This is a genomic window from Clostridium sp. LS (genome assembly GCF_002760435.1).
Lineage (GTDB): Bacteria > Bacillota > Clostridia > Clostridiales > Clostridiaceae > Clostridium.
Genome location: NZ_AUUU01000041.1, coordinates 79,467 through 97,671, shown reverse-complemented (window position 1 = coordinate 97,671; position 18,205 = coordinate 79,467). Strand labels below are relative to the sequence as shown.

19 protein-coding genes are annotated in these 18,205 nt (G+C 28.1%); 3 read left to right on the top strand and 16 right to left on the bottom strand.

Features of this window, described 5'->3' with window-relative positions; translation table 11 throughout:
- Nucleotides 1–178: 178 nt before the first annotated feature.
- The 14 genes from COL3_RS11015 to COL3_RS10950 form a co-directional block, all read right to left on the bottom strand.
- Entirely contained in the window at nucleotides 179–361 is a 183-nt protein-coding gene (locus COL3_RS11015) for a DUF1858 domain-containing protein (protein ID WP_008421585.1), read from the bottom strand.
- Between the two features lie 191 nt (nucleotides 362–552).
- Entirely contained in the window at nucleotides 553–1,002 is a 450-nt protein-coding gene (locus COL3_RS11010; RefSeq protein WP_008421583.1) for a HepT-like ribonuclease domain-containing protein, read from the bottom strand.
- Nucleotides 999–1,418 carry a nucleotidyltransferase domain-containing protein gene (locus tag COL3_RS11005; protein ID WP_008421581.1) on the bottom strand — a complete coding sequence of 140 codons (420 nt, stop codon included), beginning with the start codon at nucleotides 1,416–1,418 and terminating at the stop codon, nucleotides 999–1,001. The genes COL3_RS11010 and COL3_RS11005 overlap by 4 nt, the downstream gene beginning before the upstream one ends.
- A gap of 146 nt (nucleotides 1,419–1,564) precedes the next feature.
- Nucleotides 1,565–2,047 (bottom strand): hypothetical protein, encoded by a 483-nt coding sequence (locus COL3_RS11000; RefSeq protein ID WP_008421579.1) that lies wholly within the window; start codon nucleotides 2,045–2,047, stop codon nucleotides 1,565–1,567.
- 503 nt (nucleotides 2,048–2,550) lie between these two features.
- The gene (locus COL3_RS10995; RefSeq protein ID WP_008421577.1) at nucleotides 2,551–3,183 is read right to left on the bottom strand and encodes a DUF4004 family protein; all 633 of its coding nucleotides are present in this window, start codon (nucleotides 3,181–3,183) and stop codon (nucleotides 2,551–2,553) included.
- Complete coding sequence (locus tag COL3_RS10990; RefSeq protein WP_008421575.1) at nucleotides 3,168–3,872, bottom strand: hypothetical protein; 705 nt, start codon at nucleotides 3,870–3,872, stop codon at nucleotides 3,168–3,170. Before COL3_RS10990 ends, COL3_RS10995 begins: the two co-directional genes overlap by 16 nt.
- A 38-nt stretch (nucleotides 3,873–3,910) precedes the next feature.
- Nucleotides 3,911–4,519 carry a hypothetical protein gene (locus COL3_RS10985; RefSeq protein WP_008421573.1) on the bottom strand — a complete coding sequence of 203 codons (609 nt, stop codon included), beginning with the start codon at nucleotides 4,517–4,519 and terminating at the stop codon, nucleotides 3,911–3,913.
- A gap of 189 nt (nucleotides 4,520–4,708) precedes the next feature.
- Nucleotides 4,709–5,422, bottom strand: coding sequence for an ABC transporter ATP-binding protein (locus tag COL3_RS10980; RefSeq protein WP_008421571.1), 714 nt, complete (start codon nucleotides 5,420–5,422; stop codon nucleotides 4,709–4,711).
- The gene (locus tag COL3_RS10975; RefSeq protein ID WP_008421569.1) at nucleotides 5,415–6,185 is read right to left on the bottom strand and encodes an ABC transporter ATP-binding protein; all 771 of its coding nucleotides are present in this window, start codon (nucleotides 6,183–6,185) and stop codon (nucleotides 5,415–5,417) included. Before COL3_RS10975 ends, COL3_RS10980 begins: the two co-directional genes overlap by 8 nt.
- Entirely contained in the window at nucleotides 6,185–7,249 is a 1,065-nt protein-coding gene (locus COL3_RS10970; protein ID WP_008421567.1) for a branched-chain amino acid ABC transporter permease, read from the bottom strand. The genes COL3_RS10975 and COL3_RS10970 overlap by 1 nt, the downstream gene beginning before the upstream one ends.
- Before the next feature lie 2 nt (nucleotides 7,250–7,251).
- Entirely contained in the window at nucleotides 7,252–8,145 is an 894-nt protein-coding gene (locus tag COL3_RS10965; RefSeq protein ID WP_008421565.1) for a branched-chain amino acid ABC transporter permease, read from the bottom strand.
- A gap of 10 nt (nucleotides 8,146–8,155) precedes the next feature.
- Nucleotides 8,156–9,325 carry an ABC transporter substrate-binding protein gene (locus COL3_RS10960; protein ID WP_008421563.1) on the bottom strand — a complete coding sequence of 390 codons (1,170 nt, stop codon included), beginning with the start codon at nucleotides 9,323–9,325 and terminating at the stop codon, nucleotides 8,156–8,158.
- A 475-nt stretch (nucleotides 9,326–9,800) separates the two neighbouring features.
- On the bottom strand, nucleotides 9,801–10,541 hold the full coding sequence (locus COL3_RS10955) for a CDC27 family protein (protein WP_008421561.1): 741 nt from the start codon (nucleotides 10,539–10,541) through the stop codon (nucleotides 9,801–9,803).
- Nucleotides 10,542–10,624: 83 nt separating this feature from the next.
- A complete protein-coding gene (locus tag COL3_RS10950; protein ID WP_008421559.1) occupies nucleotides 10,625–12,442 on the bottom strand; it encodes an LTA synthase family protein in 1,818 nt (605 codons plus the stop codon).
- Nucleotides 12,443–12,696: 254 nt separating this feature from the next.
- Here COL3_RS10950 and COL3_RS10945 point away from each other — a divergent pair, with 254 nt between their 5' ends.
- Both COL3_RS10945 and COL3_RS10940 read left to right on the top strand, forming a co-directional pair.
- Entirely contained in the window at nucleotides 12,697–13,935 is a 1,239-nt protein-coding gene (locus COL3_RS10945) for an MFS transporter (protein WP_008421557.1), read from the top strand.
- A gap of 31 nt (nucleotides 13,936–13,966) precedes the next feature.
- Nucleotides 13,967–14,650 (top strand): YjjG family noncanonical pyrimidine nucleotidase, encoded by a 684-nt coding sequence (locus tag COL3_RS10940; protein WP_008421555.1) that lies wholly within the window; start codon nucleotides 13,967–13,969, stop codon nucleotides 14,648–14,650.
- A 180-nt stretch (nucleotides 14,651–14,830) separates the two neighbouring features.
- Here COL3_RS10940 and COL3_RS10935 read toward each other — a convergent pair whose 3' ends face one another.
- Nucleotides 14,831–15,148 carry a PTS sugar transporter subunit IIB gene (locus tag COL3_RS10935; RefSeq protein WP_008421553.1) on the bottom strand — a complete coding sequence of 106 codons (318 nt, stop codon included), beginning with the start codon at nucleotides 15,146–15,148 and terminating at the stop codon, nucleotides 14,831–14,833.
- A 469-nt stretch (nucleotides 15,149–15,617) separates the two neighbouring features.
- Here COL3_RS10935 and larE point away from each other — a divergent pair, with 469 nt between their 5' ends.
- A complete protein-coding gene (gene larE, locus COL3_RS10930; RefSeq protein WP_008421551.1) occupies nucleotides 15,618–16,442 on the top strand; it encodes an ATP-dependent sacrificial sulfur transferase LarE in 825 nt (274 codons plus the stop codon).
- 186 nt (nucleotides 16,443–16,628) lie between these two features.
- Here the strand turns inward: larE and COL3_RS10925 are convergent, their stop codons facing one another.
- Nucleotides 16,629–18,191, bottom strand: a complete 1,563-nt coding sequence (locus COL3_RS10925; RefSeq protein ID WP_008421549.1) for a hypothetical protein — start codon at nucleotides 18,189–18,191, stop codon at nucleotides 16,629–16,631.
- Nucleotides 18,192–18,205 lie beyond the last annotated feature (14 nt).

Sequence of the window (18,205 nt, the reverse complement as noted above, 5' to 3'; positions counted from 1 at the left end):
CACATATAATTGCCCAAATAAACATTTATTCAAGCACAAGCGTGTCAACCTCTCATTATGTGTTTTCATCGAAATTATCTTTGCCCTTTAAAACATTATAATTATTCAAATTGTAAACTCTTACCTTTTTAGGTTGTTTATTAGCTTAAGTAGAATTTACATTTTAGAAATCTTCTAGCTATTTATTTAATGCTTCTAATAGTTGGTCTAGATTTAATCCATGTACCTTTACTGCATCTTCAAGACTCTCTGCTTGTGCTGATGGGCATCCAACACACCCCATACCAAAATTCATTAAAATTTGTGGAGCATCTTCCTTAATATTAATTATTTGTGCTAATGTCATTTCTTTAGTTATCATATTGATTCCTCCTGTTTTCTAATTTATTATTAATTATAATTTAATTTTAATTTCTTATCTTGTGTATATTGTATTACAAAATAAAATCACAGTATGTAACAAGTGTTACAACTGTGATAAAATTAGCCTTTTTTATAAAAACTTAGTTTTCCTGGAATTACAACTAGGTATAAAAGAGATTCACGATTCACTTAAGATTTTTTTGACAACTCCCTATCATCTAAGTATTTCTTTGCAATTAAAATTATTTTTTGAAAATCCTCTTTATGTTCAACTATATGTTCAAATAGTTCTTCATGGTTAGGTTCTTTGTATCTATGAGATATTCTATTTCTAAGTAACCTGGATTTTTCTAAAAAAGAAAACAGATTTCCATCAATAACTTCGCTTTCTTTTAATATTACTAAACTATCATATAGTGAAATACCTATTTTATATTTTTTTATCTCTTTTAACGTTATAGAACAAAACTCTTCAAGTATCGTATGAAAACTCACAAAAAGTTGTCTTAAACTTGATTTAGCAAGTTTAAGCATAATATTACTATTCTTTTCATCACTTAATATATCAACACATTCCTCTATATCAGAAGTACATTCTTGTAAATCTTGTATTATTTTAATAAGTCTTTCTTGATTCATGATAGCACATCCTTTTTCCTAAAATATATAAAATTTTCATTTTCCTTATATATTCTATCGAGTTTTTCTCCAAACTCCTCCAAACTAGAGTTGTTGTCACAAGTGAATATTACCTTTCCGTTATTCAGTATTCCTATTTTCATGAATAAATCCAAATTATCACTTCTCAAATCAATTACATCTATCTCTCTATTTAGAAGGCTTGCTAAATACTTCTCTAGTTCAAGTATACATTCTAATTTTATTTTATTACTCCCTATTATTGCCATATCCACATCTGACTCTTCACTAAATTCATCACTATTTATACTACCAAAAATAATCGTATTTTTAATATCATATTTATTAAAAATGCTTACTGCCTCTTTAGATTTTAAAAGGGAAATAATCTCCTCTTTACAATAAAGTTTTTCCATATGCTCACCCACTTAATATATTATGTAAAAATTATATTATTTATAATTAAAAATAATATATCATATTAATCATTAATTCTTTTAAACTACTCATTAACAAATTAATTCAAAAATATATTACATATTATGTAATTTTAAAATCCAAATCATTTTTTCGATATTATTAATTGTTCAAACATCTTTTCTTGTTTTTCTTCTTCCTTTATAATTTGCTCAATAACTTTATATACATTATTATTTACATCATCTGCTTTCCCCAATAATCGCCCTTGAATATCTAGAAGGAGTCCAATATTATCTTTTTTAAGCCCTACTGCATACTTAATTAAATCTTGAGCATTATTTATTTGGGGATATTCTTGAATATGTGATCTAAATTCATATAAAAGCTTAGCGACTTTATCATAAAAAAAGAAATCGATTGTTTCGTTTAATTCTCCGCATAAATTATTTTTAATTTGCTCATAATATTGAATATGCTTTTGTTCCTGCTTTTCAATAGCTCTAGCAATTATACCAACTACTTTAAGTTTATTTTGTGGTAAATGTTCAATCCTTTTTAATATACTTAGTATATCTTTTTCTATATCTATTAGTTTTTGTATTAAATCAGAAATTGTATAATTCATGTCAATCCTCCAATGTAGGAAATTCTGAAATTTAATATGTTAATTATATTACTTACTATTATTGTATATTATTTTCGAGCAAATGTGTATACGAAAAATATTACTTTTAAATTACTTATTAATTTAATTAAATTTTTTATTACATTTAATCGCATAAATAGTCATTTAATACTATAAAGTCTATACACAAAATCAAATAATGTAGCTTATTTAGATTAATCTATTAGTAAACTTTTGCTATCATATTAAATCAAATTTAGCCATAGCATTGTATATTCCATATTTCATTAAATCTAGTTTAATAAATTTTTATTTTAAAACATATTTAGTAGTTAGATTATTTCAAAATAAACAATATTTCTGTTCTCAGCATAACTTTTTCTACGTAATATTATAACCTTATAATCACTTTTATCCAATGATCTATCAATTTTTATTTACGACAAAAAAACTACATTATTTTTATTTAAAATAATGTAGCCATAAATTCAATGAAAAAATTTTTATATCACAATTTTTAATTCTTGTATCTTTTGTAGAATATCTCTTGTACTAATCCTAACAATTTCAATAGAATTTTCGTCAATTGTTATTTCATTTTCACTGCATGATACATAATAGAAACATACCCCAAGCTTTCTTTTTACAACAATAGTATTTTTTTCGCTATTTAACTTTGAATAATTTTTATATATAGAAATTGTTATTTCACTAATTTCTTCTAAACCAAGAAATCCAAGCCCAATTAGTTTTTCATAAATAAATATCGTAAATAATTTACTTTCATTATATATCTCATTTTCAATTTTAATAATTTCTTCAAATCTATCCATAATATTTGTTGGAATAATATTATTTTTTACTAAATATGATTTTTTTAAATTAATATTTTTCACATTATAGGTAAATTGGTCAGCAAGGTCATCCAAAGATATGTCATCTTTTAGTTCTAAAATCTTTTTTATCCTTATGATTATTTTGTCCCGAGGGAAATATGTTTCTTGTCCTGTTGATACACTCTTTTTTATGAACCACTCTTCTGGTATAAGCTTTTTTCTTTTCCATCTATATAATTGTCCATAAGAAATTTGTAGTTCTTCTAAAAGTTCTTTTTTTGATATTAGTTCTTCAAACATACTTCTTCACCCACTATGCTGCTTTTATTTATAGACAATGATCCAGTATACTCAATTTTATCAATTTTACAATTTGATGCTATAGTTATATCGTGACCACGGACAATTTTACACTCAGTATTCTCCAATTCTATATAATCTCCTTCGATTAAATTTGAAATTACTCTAGATTCACCAAATGAGAATATTCCTTTCTTTTTAATTATAATCTTGCTTCCACCAATTTCATTAATTATACTAATTCCATTGGGATTTATAATTATATTTTCAGCTGTTAATAATCCATCTATTTTTACTTGTCCCCTACTATTAAATGTATTTCCTTCACATTCTTTAAAAACCTCTAATTGCCCAAATACATTTACCTCTTCAAATAGTAGGCTTTTCTCAAACTTTGCCTCACCTGTAACCTTTATCTTATTAACTTTGTAATTATTTAAAGCTCTTAGATTTCCCAAAATATCTAATTCATCATTAGTTATTACATAATTTTCACATAATAATTCTCCTAAGATCTTTACCCTATCTGAAATCATTTCGTCTTTTAATGTACAATTTCCAACTACCTTTAAATAATTACATTTAATTTGTTCTAATGCTATTGCCTCTCCAATTATAGAAATCTTTCCATAATCACCATTGGTTATCATACCATTACCTATTATTTTTAACGAATTCAACTTATCCATCTTCTACACATCCTTAAATTACTTATTATAAATTTCTTCTATATTTTAACTACGTTCTCTACTTTTGATTTTGGATCAATAAAAATTTCACCTGTATATTCTATTTTTTTAATTTTACATCCACTTTTTATATTTACATTTGTGCCTCTCACCATTTCACATTCGGTATTCTCTAGTGTAATTATATCTCCCTCGATGGAATCACATATTAACTTATTTGGTATTATAGTTCCATTAATAAAACTCTTTTTTTCTTGCAAGACAGTTATTTCTTCTCCACCTATTTCTTTAACTCTATTTTTTCCTATTAAAATAATCTTAATTTTATCTCCAGATAATAATCCATTAACATTAATTCTTCCACTTATATTAATTTCTCTACCCTGAATGTTCTCTCCTGATTTTACCATACCGTTTATAATTACCTTTTCACCAGCTTCAATGCTGCCCAAGGAATTAAATGTACCTTCTACATAAATATTATTGCAACCTATACTTCCATTAACTTTACAAACACCTTCCGAATTAAATTGTTCACATGTAATATTATTGAGAATTGTTCCTACCCCTGTTATCTTAATACTCTTGTAATTACCACCATTTACCGTTCCTATTCCTTCTAAATTGATATCATATAAATTATCCATACATACTCTCCTCATAACGTAACATTGTTTCGCTCATATACATAATATTTTTTTAAATCATGATTATATTATTATAATAGCGTAACATTGTTTCGTTGTAAATAGTTTTTATAAATAAATTTAAATGCATAAATATAAAAAGATGTAGTAAGAATTCTAATTTTTAATCTTACTACATCTTTAACTAAATTATAATGCTTCGCCAAGATATGCTTTTTTAATTTCTTCGTTATTAAGCAATTCTTGCCCAGAACCACTTAAGGTTATTCTTCCGGTTTCCATAATATAACCTATATCAGCTATTTTTAATGCTGCATTGGCATTTTGTTCAATTAAAAGAACTGTCATTCCTTCTTCATTGATTCTCCTAATAATTCCAAATAATTCTTTAACGATTATTGGAGCAAGACCCAACGAAGGCTCATCCATCATAATTAATTTTGGTCTAGACATTAGAGCTCTTCCTATGGCAAGCATTTGTTGCTCACCACCTGAAAGTGTACCTGCTGCCTGCCAAGTTCTTTCCTTTAGCCTTGGAAAAAGTGAATATACCTTTTCTAAATCTTCTGCTATACCAGCTTTATCCGTTCTCGTATAAGCTCCAATCTTTAAATTTTCTAAAACTGTTAGATCTGCAAAAACCTTTCTTCCTTCCGGAACTAAAGCAATCCCTTTTTTGACCATCAGCTCAGTATTAAGCTTCGTTAAGTCAGTGCTATCATCAAAATAAATAGTACCACTTTTTGGTTTAACAAGGCCTACTATAGATTTTAGTGTAGTACTTTTTCCAGCTCCATTAGCTCCAACTAATGTTACAATCTTCCCCTCAGGTACTTCTAAGTTTATGCCCTTTAACGCTTCAATGCCGCCATATGATACAACTAAATTGTCAATTTTAATCATCTTCAGATACCCCCAAATATGCATCTATAACTTTTTTATCATTTTGTATTTCGGAAGGCGTGCCTTCAGCTATAGTAATTCCATATTCAAAAACCTGTATTCTGTCTGATAAACTCATAACCATATTCATGTGGTGTTCTATCATAAATATAGATAAATTAAACTTATCCTTAATTTCCTTAACAAAGGCTGTAAGCTCATCAGTTTCAGTAGGATTCATTCCTGCTGCTGGTTCATCTAGAAGAAGAAGTTTAGGGTTAGTTGCAAGAGCTCTCGCTATTTCAAGCTTTCTTTGTTTACCATACGGAAGAGAACTAGCCTTTTCATCTTTTAATTCTTCGAGTCCTAGTTCTTTTAAAAGAGAAATTGATTTTTCAATCATTTCTTTTTCTTCTCTTCTATAACTCGGAAGTTTTAACATAGCTTCAAAACAATTTGATTTAATATGAACATGATTTGCAATTAATACATTATCGAGTACACTTAAATCTTTAAAAAGTCGTATATTTTGAAATGTTCTTGCTATACCAGTTTGAGTTATCTTATCCTGTCTCATACCAGTAATATCTATATCATTGAAAATAACTTTACCTTTTGTAGGAGTATAAACATTAGTTATCATATTAAAAGCTGTAGTCTTTCCTGCTCCATTGGGTCCAATTAAAGAGATTATTTCTCCCTCATTAATTTCAAGATTAAAATCTTTTACAGCCGTTAGCCCTCCAAATTGCATAGTTGCATTTTTTACATTTAACAATGCCATTACATATCCCCTCCTTTTTCTAGAGGTTTATTTTTTGTACTAGTGTATTTAAATAGTGATTTCCACGAAAATTCCTTTGTTCCCATAATTCCTTGTCTAAAGAATAATACTATAATCATAAGTAATACTGAGAAAACTACCATTCTTAATCCTGGTATACCTGTAAATTTTAAGATTCCAAGATCAAATTCTTTTGCCATATCTAAGAATCTTAGCACTTCTCCAAGTATCGTAACTGCAAAAGCTGATATTACTGTACCAGTAATACTTCCCATTCCACCAATAACTATTATAAGAAGTACATTAAAAGTTAGAGAAAATGTGAAAGTATTAGGTGCTATTGTACCTAATGAATTTCCAAGTAGTCCTCCTCCTACACCTGCGAAGAACGCTCCTATAGTAAATGCTATTACCTTATGCTTAAATAAGCTTATTCCCATACTTTCGGCAGCAATTTCATCTTCCCTAATAGATTTTAACGCTCTACCATATGAGCTATTTATAAATGATACAAGAATTATTATTGTAAAAATTGCTATTCCAAAGCTCCAGTATAAATTTGTACTATGAGGAATACCACGAAGTCCTAAAGCACCATTTGTTAAGCTTTGTGCATTTGTAATTACTATTCTTATTATTTCAGCAAAACCAAGAGTTGCTATTGCTAAATAGTCTCCTTTAAGCCTTAATGCAGGTGCACCAATTAAGAATGCAATAAAAGCTGACACAAGCCCTGCAATAATTAATGCTGGTAAGAATGGTATTGAAATATGATTAAACGGAGCTACTAGCGGTTCCATAAAGAAATTTTGATTTTTAACTTTTTCTGACATTGTAAGTAGCGCTGTTGTGTATGCTCCTACTGCAATAAAACCAGCATGTCCCAAAGAAAATAAACCAGTAAATCCATTTATCAAATTCATACTTAGTCCGAGTACTGTATATATTGCACATAAATTTAATATTTTAATTTCATATGAATCTAAGCTACTATTTGCAACAAATAAGAGTAAAAATATAATTGCAATAAGAGCTATATTTAAATACATTTTTTTATTGTTCATTTTTACACCTTCTCTGTTAAGTTTTTGCCCATTATTCCTGTAGGCTTAAATAGCAATATTACGATTAATAGTATGAAAGCAAATGCATCTCTGTACCCAGTTAAGCCCGGAAGGAACCCAACTATCATAATTTCACTTATTCCAAGAAGAAAACCTCCAATAACTGCTCCCTTAATATCTCCTATACCACCTATAACCGCTGCTATAAAACACTTAAGTCCTGGAATTATTCCCATAGTTCCGATAATTTGAGGATACTTAGTTGACCACATCATGGCACCTACTCCAGCTAAAGCTGATCCAATAGCAAAAGTAATAGATATTATTCTATTTACTTTTATTCCCATTAGCTTTGCAGTTTCAACATCCTTGGAAACTGCTCTCATTGCCATACCAACGTTTGTATTGTTAACTAAATGCACTAATCCAAATAATAAAATTACTGTTACAACTGGAATTATAAAAGTAATATTTTGAATTGATACCCCACCTATAAAAACTACATTTGTAAATATCTTTGGAGTGGGAAATGCTTTTGGCATTCCTCCGAATAAAACAACTGCTAAATTTTCTAGCAAGAAGGATACACCGATAGCTGAAATTAAGATTGATATCTTTGGTGCATTTCTAAGCGGCTTATAGGCAGCAAATTCAATTATCATTCCAAGAATTGCTGTTAAAACTATAGCTATTATAAAAGAAAAATACCAAGGAAGTCCGAAAGTTGCTACCCCAAAAAACGCAAAGTAAGCAGCCATCATAAATATATCTCCATGAGCAAAGTTTATAAGTTTTAATATTCCATAAACCATAGTATACCCTATAGCTATTAGGGCATATAAACTTCCTAATGAAATTCCATTTGTTAGGTATTGCATGAATGTACTTAATGTCATAATTTCACCCCTAATTATTTTCTGGTTTTATTGTATCAAGATAAGTAAATTTACCATCTTTGACTACTTTTAAAACTGCATCTTTTACTGCATTATTGTTTTCATCTATTGTAATTACTCCAGCTGCTCCAGGGAAATCTTTAGTCTTCGCAATTTCATCTCTAATCTTTACTGGATCTGTAGAATTAGCTCTCTTAATTGCATCCAGAATTACTAAGTAAGCATCATAAGATAAAGCTGTAACAGCTGCTGGTTCCTTATTATATTCTTGTCTATATGCATCTAAGAAAGTTTTTGATTCAGAAGTTATAGGCGTTTCACTTGCAAAGAAAGTTGAAAATACTGTTCCTTCAACAGATTCTTGTCCTATATCTATGAATTCTGGTGTTTCCCATGTATCTCCTCCAATTATAGGAGTTGTTATTCCAAGCTGTCTAGCTTGTTTAATTATCATAGCACCTTCAGTAAAATTACCAGGCGCAAATATTACATCTGGATTACTACTCTTTATATTGGTAAGCTGAGCTGTAAAATCCTGATCTCCTGTGCTGTAACTAGCCTTTGCAACAATGGCATTTGAGTCACCTGTAAGTTTAACAAATTCATCACTAAAGAATTTACAAATACCAACTGAGTAATCACTTGAAACTTCTTGAAGAAGAGCCACCTTTTTAGCTTGTAGCTTATTAGCAGCATATTTTGCCATAACAGTCCCTTGGAATGGGTCAATAAAGCAAACCCTAAAGTAATAGTCATTACCGGCAGTAACTAATGGATTTGTTGCTGATGCTGCAACTGCTGGAACCTTAGCCTCTTGCACAACATCTCCAGCTGCCATAGAATTACCGCTACCCCAGCTTCCAATAATTGCATTTACATGTTCTTGATCAACAAGGTTAGCTGCTGCATTAGCTGCTTCAACTTTATCTGACTTGTTATCAGCAAAAACTAATTCAACCTTTTTACCATTGACTGTTGGATAAAGTTTATTTGCTAACTTTACCCCCTCAACTTCTAGTTGTCCTCCGGCTGCATTAGCTCCTGTCATCGGTTCGAAAACTCCAATTTTTATCACATCGCTATCTACGTTTGCTTTTGAAGCTGATTTAGATGCACAGCCTGCTAGCGTTAATGAAGTGGAAATAGCTAGTGCCAAAAGCAAAGAAATCTTTTTTTTCATAAAAATAAGCCCCCTATGTATTTTTTGTATTATGAGCATAAGAAAATATTTTTAAAATTTTATATATAATTTTCAAAACATTCTCCTATTACGTTTAATAATAATTTTTTATTCTTAGAAATGATTCCCATAAAATTATTAGTAATAAATTATTCAACTCTCTATTTATTAATTTGTCAAAGATTTAGATTAATTTTTAACAAATAATACACAATAAATATAGTATTATATATACTTATATATGTCAACAGATGTCGCTAATTGTTATCCTCTTAAAATTATAATTATCATCATGAAAGGTAATTCTCAAAATATCATTGTCGAATTATGTCTGTTTTTTTCTAATTTATATATGTTGTTTTAGCTAACACCTAAAATAAATAGAATTAAAAGTTTAATTAAAAACAAAAAACTTAACTCATAAACAATTTTTCGAGTTAAGTCTTTTATTTTTAATTACAAATTTTATTTATTTTTAAAAACCGGCTGGTTCTGATTTAGCCCCTTCTTCTTTCATTTCTTTTATTGCTTCTAAATACATATCATTATCAGGTGCTATCTTAGCTGCCTGCTCATAACAATATAGGGTTTTATTTATATCTCCTAAATGGTAGTAGCAAGCTGCAAGCCTATTAATTAGGTCACTATTCCTCCTGTTTATTTTTAAAGACATTTTATAATACTTAACAGCACTTTTATAGTTAATGCTATATTTATCTCTTTCAGTAAATTCTACTATATTTTCTTTATTCAAATAAATATTGCCTAAGCATTCATAAACTGCACAAATTAGAGATTTATGTTGTTCCTTTTCTTCATTAGAGAGATTTTTTTCTCCTTTTCTTAAGTGGTCTAACCCATTATCTATATCATTTAATTCTGCATATGAAAGACCTAAATAAATATGCGCTAACGAATCATCGCTGTTATTGCAGTATGTTTCAAAAGCTTCAACTGCTTCCTTAACTTTATTGATTTGTCTATAAATTAAACCTTTAATAAAATATGAATAATAATTCTTTTCATCAAATTCAGCTGCTTTTTCAGTGAAATATAACGCTTTTTCTATCTTTCCTTTTTGTAAATCGCTCATTGCAAGGTCATTCAAAACCGATGACAATTGTTTTTCACTTTTAATTATTCCACCAGTCACATTTATTTTATTTTCTGCTAAAAAGTTATTTATCTTCTCTTGTACATTTTTATTAGTTTCCATACCTTATCCTCACTTTTTCAATTAAAATAATCTATAATATTACCTACTAATTTATTTTCCCACAGATAAATAAATTATTTCATCTATTTTTGACTTCCAAAAAAGTTTTTACTAATTACAGAGTTTGCTATTTTAAATGTATCTTTTAAATGATTAGTTTCTTTTTCATCTTTTGGATTTCCTATAATTGTACCATCATTTAATATAGTTGAATTTCTTTCAGTATTGACTAATATTCTTCCCATTGAGCTATAGTCAAATTCTCTCCTATCAATTCCAAGTAAATATGAGATTGTAGGTAAGAAATCGGATTGTCCCCCGGCCTTTGATATTTCCTCTGGCTGTAAATCTTTTGAATATATAATATACGGTATTTTCTTATGATTGTCCTTCCACCAGTCACCCTCTAATGGAGCATTTTCCATATCTTTTTCATAAAACTTATGAACTCCACAATGATCTCCATAAATCATAATTACAGTATTATCTAACTGGTTATTCTTTTCCAATTCACTTAAAAACTCACCTATGGCTTCATCTGTGTATCTAACACTTTGAAAATAAGCACCTAGAATATTATCATCAAGTTCCTTCGGAAGTTTTAAATATTTCTTATCTTCCGGCATATCAAAAGGCCCATGACTAGACAATGTAGTCATAAATGCATAGAAAGGCTGTTTTTCATCTTTTAGCTTTCCTGATATTTGTTTCAAATAAGATTCATCAGATAGACCTAAACCTATTATTTCATCTTGATTATACATCCCTATATCTAATATTTTATTAGCTCCAAAAGATTTATGCATTTCTGCCCAATTCCAACTTCCAGGCAGTTCTGCATGTGTAGAAATAGTAGTGTATCCTTTGTTCTCTAATAACTTCTGTAGAGTATTATATTTAGACCAAGGATATGAGAAAACAGTTGTACCTTCTCTAATTGGAAATATAGATGTATTAACCAGCAAATCTGCATCCGAACTTGTTCCTGAATTATTTTGTTCATAGATATTATTAAAATACAAACTATGTGAAAGTAATTTATTTAAATTAGGCGTTATTTCCTGCCCATATACTTTTTGATTTATAACAAAATTCTCCAAGGATTCTACCTGCAAAGCAATTACATTTTTACCTTGAAGCATGCCCTTATACTTATTATCCGGAAGGTTTTCCTTATTGTCATTGAACCAGCTTTTAATATCATTTATTTCATTATTAGTTAATACCTGATTTTTATCTTTGTAGAAGCTAATATCAAATCCATGATATCCCAAAGGACTCATATCACTAAAAGTCTGAAATGGTGCCCATGATAATCTAAATAGATTTTTATCAGGATCAATATGTTTAACATCAATATAATAATATCCCATCCAAATAGCTAAAGAACTTAACAAAAATACACAGATAGCCTTTATTGCTCTAAAAATAAACTTTATTTCATTATTCTCATCTCTGAATCTAATAAAGTTATATATTAAGATAAGAACAATAAAATCCGCAATAAATGCCAAATCTACTACCCTAAGGTTAAATAGATTCTTTCCTATTGGATTAAATATCTCTTTATGCATTAAGTATCTAATTGATAAAAAAGTTCCATTTGCACGATAATACCATATATCAGCTACAAAAAGAAATGTGACTAAAATATCAATTACTAATGCAGATCTTAATCTACCTTTTTCTTTGAAAAAGAAAATAGGACTGCACACTAATATTATTATAGCTATATGTGCCCAACGTACTGGAGTACCAAAATAAATATTTCCTAAATCAATGCTTGATGAGTTTGGTGTCCTAAGCATAGATAGTAGTATCATTGACTTAAATTGAAGCATAACTACTATAAATACAAACAACCAGTTATTCCTAATTATGTTTCTAATCACTTTTTTCATTATTATTCTCCATTATTTTTCTATTTTATAAGCTTTTTATATTGTAACTCAAACTTGTTTTTTAACCAAGAATAATTTTCTTATAAATAAATTAATTTTTTGTAAACGCTGCCACTTATAACAGATTGAAATTACTGCCAATTTCTAACTTGCCACTGTATAACTAATGGGTATATACTATTAATAATTCAACTTGGAACATGAATTTTTCTAGTTTCAAGATTATTTTTTTTAAAAGAAAGGTTCTGAAAATAATGGTTTCAACTAAAGACAATCAAACTCTGCTCAAGAATAAATCTCTGAGAATGTTGATGGTTGCACGTGTCTCTACAAATTTCTCATATCAAATGCTTAGTGTTGCTATTGGCTGGCAGATGTATTCATTAACTAAATCTGCTTTTTATCTAGGTCTAGTTGGACTAGTTCAATTTCTACCAATGCTTTTCCTCTCACTTTTTGTTGGTCATATATCAGATCAGCACGACCGAAGAAAAATAATCAATTTAAGTCAAGTACTTCAAAGTTTGTTTATTTCAATTTTAGCTTTTGGTAGCTTCAGCCAATGGATTACAAAAGAACGATTTCTTATTATAATATTTTTTATTGCTGTGGCGCATTCTTTTGAAGGACCACCAATGCAAGCATTATTGCCAAACATTGTAAGCAAAGATGTTTTTCCAAAAGCATCAGCCTTAATATCATCGGTTTCTGAATTCGCGGTTATTGTTGGGCCTGCTGTTGGAGGAATATTATATTCCTTTGGATCAACGTTGGTATATGCCTTTGCTGCTGCTTTGTATTTCATCTCTGGAACATTAATATCGCAAATTTCAATGAAATCTACCAAAAAAGATGATTACAAACCTGAGTCTTCAGGTCTAAAAACCATTTTTGCTGGAATATCCTTTATAAAGAGAAAACCTATTATACTTGGTGCCATATCCTTAGACTTATTTGCTGTACTCTTCGGTGGAGCAACTGCCCTCCTTCCAATTTATGCAAGCAGCATATTGATGATAGGTTCTTTTGGTCTAGGCGTCCTTAGATCTGCTCCTGCCATTGGGGCATTACTAATGTCAGCATATCTCGCAAAAAATCCTTTAAAGCATAAGGTTGGGAGAACTATGTTTACTGCAGTTATATGCTTTGGTTTATCTACAATAGTTTTTGCAATATCAAAATCTGTTATACTTTCATTTCTTGCCCTTTTCGTATTAGGCGCTTCAGATGTTGTAAGTGTTGTTATCCGTTCTACACTTGTGCAGCTAGAAACACCAGATAATATGAGAGGACGTGTTAGCTCTGTCAACATGATTTTTATAGGAACATCTAACCAGCTAGGTGAATTCGAATCTGGTGTTACAGCTTCCTTACTAGGAGTAGTAAATGCTGCTTTATTAGGAGGAATAGGAACTATACTAGTGGTTATACTTTGGATGAAATTATTTCCTTCAATTTTACACGTAGATAAATTTCAATCTGGGAATAACTAAATTTATTAATTAACTTTAAAAGGAGAGTTATATGAAATACGAAGTTATAATATTTGATGCTGATGAAACTTTATTTGATTTTAAAAAATCAGAAAAAGAAGCATTTAAAAACACTATGATTGAATTTAATATAGGATATGATGAAAATTATCATTTACCAATATACAGCAATATCAATACAGCCATTTGGAAAGAATTTGAACTTGGAACAATTACCCAGTCAAAACTAAAAGTTGATAGATTCAAAAGATTTTCAAATGCATTAAATATTAAATTTGATGAAATTAAATTTTCTAAATCATATATGAAACATTTAGCTAACGCTTCATTTTTATATAAAGACAGTATAAATCTAGTTAATGATCTAAGTATTAGCTATAAACTTGTTATACTTACAAATGGTCTTACTGATGTCCAAGATAAAAGAATTAGAAAATCTATTATATCCAAGTATTTTGAAGATATAATAATATCTGAAGAAGTGGGCGTATCCAAACCAAACCCAAAGATTTTCGAGTTATCCTTAAATAATATCAATTACCGTAATAAAGAAAAAGTATTGATGGTTGGTGATAGCTTAACATCTGATATTTTAGGCGGATTAAATTTCGGTATAGATACGTGTTGGTTTAATCCAAGCAATATTATAAATAAGACTGAAATAAAACCTACTTTTGAAATTTCAAGCCTATTAGAGCTAAAAAAATTACTTTAAGCACCAAAAAATTCAAGCACTACTCAATTGAGAGGCTATTTTCTAGAATTAATTTAAACTGAAAAAACTCCTTAAGTGTATTAACATTTAAGGAGTTTATCTAATTTCCTACTTTATTAAATATAATTACAATAATCTTTTTTTCATTTATTGTTACTAATTACTTCATTATTTGTTATGTCATCTTTTATTATTTTCAATCATTTTTAAAGCCATATTTATAACATTTTCTGCATTTATCGTACCATAATCTGCATTACTAATCACATCAATAGGGATGCCTCTTTCATCACATGCTTTCTTAAATTTTGGAAATAAGTATCTAATTTGTGGTCCTACCAATACTACATCTGCTTTATCTAAATATTTTTCAAAACCAATTTCTGAATACGCTTCTACAAATGAATTGATTTTCATCTTCTTCATAAGCTCTCTCATTTTTGCAGCTAACATATTTGAAGATATTCCCGTTCCACAAAACAATATAATTTTAAACATTCCTAATTAATCCTCCTTAAGTAAGATTAAATTTTTTTCTTACCTATATATTTCAAATTTAATTTTATTATGTTAATTCCATTGTATTTCAGCAGCATATAAAATATGACTTGTTATTGTCTTTTATATTCAAATTTATTATTAAGATCATTTTACTTGAAAAATATTTTTCTTAACGATTACAGTAAAATTATACCATACGCTATCATACATTACATATTATATTTTTAATATTTTCTAAAATTAATTTTTTAAAAACTATAATTTATTTAACCATAAATTGACATCAATTAAGGTATGCTATATGATTATTACATAGTATACATATAAGAATAATTAATTATATGAAAATACAATTAATATTATAAGTATTTATTTCAATCACTTTAAGTTTCATTATGGTATCCATCATTAAAATCAAATATTTTTTTATTTTGTACCTTAAATTTTTTAAACAGGAGGAATTAATATGACACTTCAAGAAAAGTTCGATTTACTTAAAGAAATAATTATAAAAAAAGAAAGTGCTGCTATTGCATTTTCTGGAGGTGTTGATAGTACTTTTTTACTCAAAATAGCTAAAGAAATTTTAGATGATAAATTAATTGCTGTCACAGCTACATCTTCTACCTATCCAAAAAGAGAATTAAATGAGGCCATTAAATTTGCTGAAGAAATTAATGTTAAACATATAATAATTTCTTCAGAAGAATTAGATATTGATGGATTTGCTTCAAACCCTAAAAACAGATGTTATTACTGTAAGAAAGAGCTTTATACGAAAATTAAAAATATCGCCTTTGAAAATGGAGCTGATTTCATATTTGACGGATCAAATCTTGATGATACCGGTGATTACAGACCGGGAATGCAGGCAGCTAAAGAACTTAATGTCACAAGTCCCCTAATGGAAGCTGGATTAACAAAAAAAGATATAAGAGAATTATCAAAAGAACTTGGACTTCCTACTTGGAATAAGCCCTCATTTGCATGTTTGTCTTCTAGATTTCCATACGGACATAAAATAACTCTACCAAAACTAACTATGGTAGATAAAGCAGAACAATTTCTTTTAGATATGGGCATAAGACAAGTAAGAGTAAGACATCATGGGGAAATAGCAAGAATCGAGGTTGAACCAGAAGAAAGAGAAAAATTTTATAGTCAAAAAGTAATGGACACTATCGGAAATGAGTTTAAAAAAATAGGATTTACGTATGTTACATTAGATTTACTTGGATATAGGACGGGTAGTATGAATGAAACCTTATCACAAGAAGATAAAAATATTTAGTTACCTGTAATATAATTCTCCAGAAACAATTGTTATATGAATATACAAGGCTCACCTTTTTTATCTATTAATAACAGGATGTGATTATACGAAGATTTGTATATATTAATAATAATCTTCATAGATTTTTAAGTCATAAAAAGGATTTAATCACATCCTCTCCACTTAAGGTTCTTTAATAAGAATTTATTGTTTTGTTACATACTCTTCATACTTACTAATATTTTCTATAATTTCTTGTTCAACAAGTTCTATATTGGTTTTTCCTATATATCCAAAATTACATTTATTAAATTTAATAAAATTCATTGCTTTATGAAAGGTTGAATGGTTCATATATTTTGAATAAAAGAAAATATAATCAGAGTTATTTAAAACACTAGCATCAAAATTTTCATTAAACCCGTTCAAAGTTCTTATTTCTGGATATTTAACTCTAAACCTTCTTCTCCATTCCTTATCCCCACCTATGATAATAACTTTTTTATTGTTAATGTAATCACCTAAATTTCTAGTTAAATCATAATTATTCTCAAATTCATTTAAATTAAGCTCATATTCTCTTAAAGACTCTAATTCAGATCTAATGCTCATTTCTTCGCTTAATTTCTTTTCTAAGCTTTTAATTTTATCTTCCATAATCTTCATTTGCTGTTTATGGGAATTTTCTAACTTATTTAATTCACGATTTAAATTTTTGTCAAATAATGATTTTTCTTTATTTAAACTTTCAATATTAGCTTTTAAATTAACATTTTCATGTTCAATAATTTTTAGTTTTTCTACAAGCGTATTCAATTCGTAATGCAAAACTTCTCCGCTGCTCTTAAAATACATATCTCTCATTTTTTTATATTCATTTATTAAGACTTGTACAAATAAACCACTAATAATGTTTTGTATTAATAACTCTAAATTTTTATCTTTAGAAACTCTAACATACGATAAAATTATTTTATCTACATTAATAAAATCTAAATCATGAAAAATATAATTAATGTTAAGTTTATTACTTAGAAATAAATCTTCTAGGAATTCACCACAATTTCTAACCTTTTCATTATTATGCCTGAAAATATCTTTAATATTAAATACTTTTCCATACTCCATTTTTAATAGCAATTTTATTTCCTGTACTTCATCCTTATATTTTTCTATTTCTTCTTCAAAATCTCTGTTGATTAAATCGCTAAATTCAAATTCTTCTATATCATTTAAAATAGAAATTATGAATCCTTGATCTACTACTTCAGATGAAATATATGTGGCAAAATAGAAATATATTGCTGCATCAAATCTCGCTTCAATATTTCTACTAATTATATCCATCTTTATATATTTATTTTTTAATTTTTCCTTATTACGTTTTTTTACTGATTCATATACTAATGGATAATACTTTTTTAATAATTTAATAACTTTATTTCTTATATTATTATCAGATTCTGCAACCAACAGTATTCCAAGTATTTTTCTTGCCCATATTTGTTCTTCTATAGTCGCCTGCATTATTAATACATAATTCAAACTACTGGAATTTAAAAATGCATTATAATATTTTAATTTATCAGCCATATATAATCTTTCAAGATCATTTTTAGCTTGACTGTTTCTTGACAAACAAAGGCTTATATTTGAAAATATATAATTTTTTATTATATCTCCATCAGCATTCCATCTTTCAGATATAATTTTAGAAAAAGACTCTATGCTCATCTTAAAATTACTATTCTTTTCTATGTACTCCATATTTCACACTCCTT

Coding starts and splice junctions, on each gene's coding strand:
- COL3_RS11015 (WP_008421585.1), bottom strand. CDS start 361: ATGATAACTAAAGAAATGACATTAGCACAAATAATTAATATTAAGGAA.
- COL3_RS11010 (WP_008421583.1), bottom strand. CDS start 1,002: ATGAATCAAGAAAGACTTATTAAAATAATACAAGATTTACAAGAATGT.
- COL3_RS11005 (WP_008421581.1), bottom strand. CDS start 1,418: ATGGAAAAACTTTATTGTAAAGAGGAGATTATTTCCCTTTTAAAATCT.
- COL3_RS11000 (WP_008421579.1), bottom strand. CDS start 2,047: ATGAATTATACAATTTCTGATTTAATACAAAAACTAATAGATATAGAA.
- COL3_RS10995 (WP_008421577.1), bottom strand. CDS start 3,183: ATGTTTGAAGAACTAATATCAAAAAAAGAACTTTTAGAAGAACTACAA.
- COL3_RS10990 (WP_008421575.1), bottom strand. CDS start 3,872: ATGGATAAGTTGAATTCGTTAAAAATAATAGGTAATGGTATGATAACC.
- COL3_RS10985 (WP_008421573.1), bottom strand. CDS start 4,519: ATGGATAATTTATATGATATCAATTTAGAAGGAATAGGAACGGTAAAT.
- COL3_RS10980 (WP_008421571.1), bottom strand. CDS start 5,422: ATGATTAAAATTGACAATTTAGTTGTATCATATGGCGGCATTGAAGCG.
- COL3_RS10975 (WP_008421569.1), bottom strand. CDS start 6,185: ATGGCATTGTTAAATGTAAAAAATGCAACTATGCAATTTGGAGGGCTA.
- COL3_RS10970 (WP_008421567.1), bottom strand. CDS start 7,249: ATGAACAATAAAAAAATGTATTTAAATATAGCTCTTATTGCAATTATA.
- COL3_RS10965 (WP_008421565.1), bottom strand. CDS start 8,145: ATGACATTAAGTACATTCATGCAATACCTAACAAATGGAATTTCATTA.
- COL3_RS10960 (WP_008421563.1), bottom strand. CDS start 9,325: ATGAAAAAAAAGATTTCTTTGCTTTTGGCACTAGCTATTTCCACTTCA.
- COL3_RS10955 (WP_008421561.1), bottom strand. CDS start 10,541: ATGGAAACTAATAAAAATGTACAAGAGAAGATAAATAACTTTTTAGCA.
- COL3_RS10950 (WP_008421559.1), bottom strand. CDS start 12,442: ATGAAAAAAGTGATTAGAAACATAATTAGGAATAACTGGTTGTTTGTA.
- COL3_RS10945 (WP_008421557.1), top strand. CDS start 12,697: ATGGTTTCAACTAAAGACAATCAAACTCTGCTCAAGAATAAATCTCTG.
- COL3_RS10940 (WP_008421555.1), top strand. CDS start 13,967: ATGAAATACGAAGTTATAATATTTGATGCTGATGAAACTTTATTTGAT.
- COL3_RS10935 (WP_008421553.1), bottom strand. CDS start 15,148: ATGTTTAAAATTATATTGTTTTGTGGAACGGGAATATCTTCAAATATG.
- larE (WP_008421551.1), top strand. CDS start 15,618: ATGACACTTCAAGAAAAGTTCGATTTACTTAAAGAAATAATTATAAAA.
- COL3_RS10925 (WP_008421549.1), bottom strand. CDS start 18,191: ATGGAGTACATAGAAAAGAATAGTAATTTTAAGATGAGCATAGAGTCT.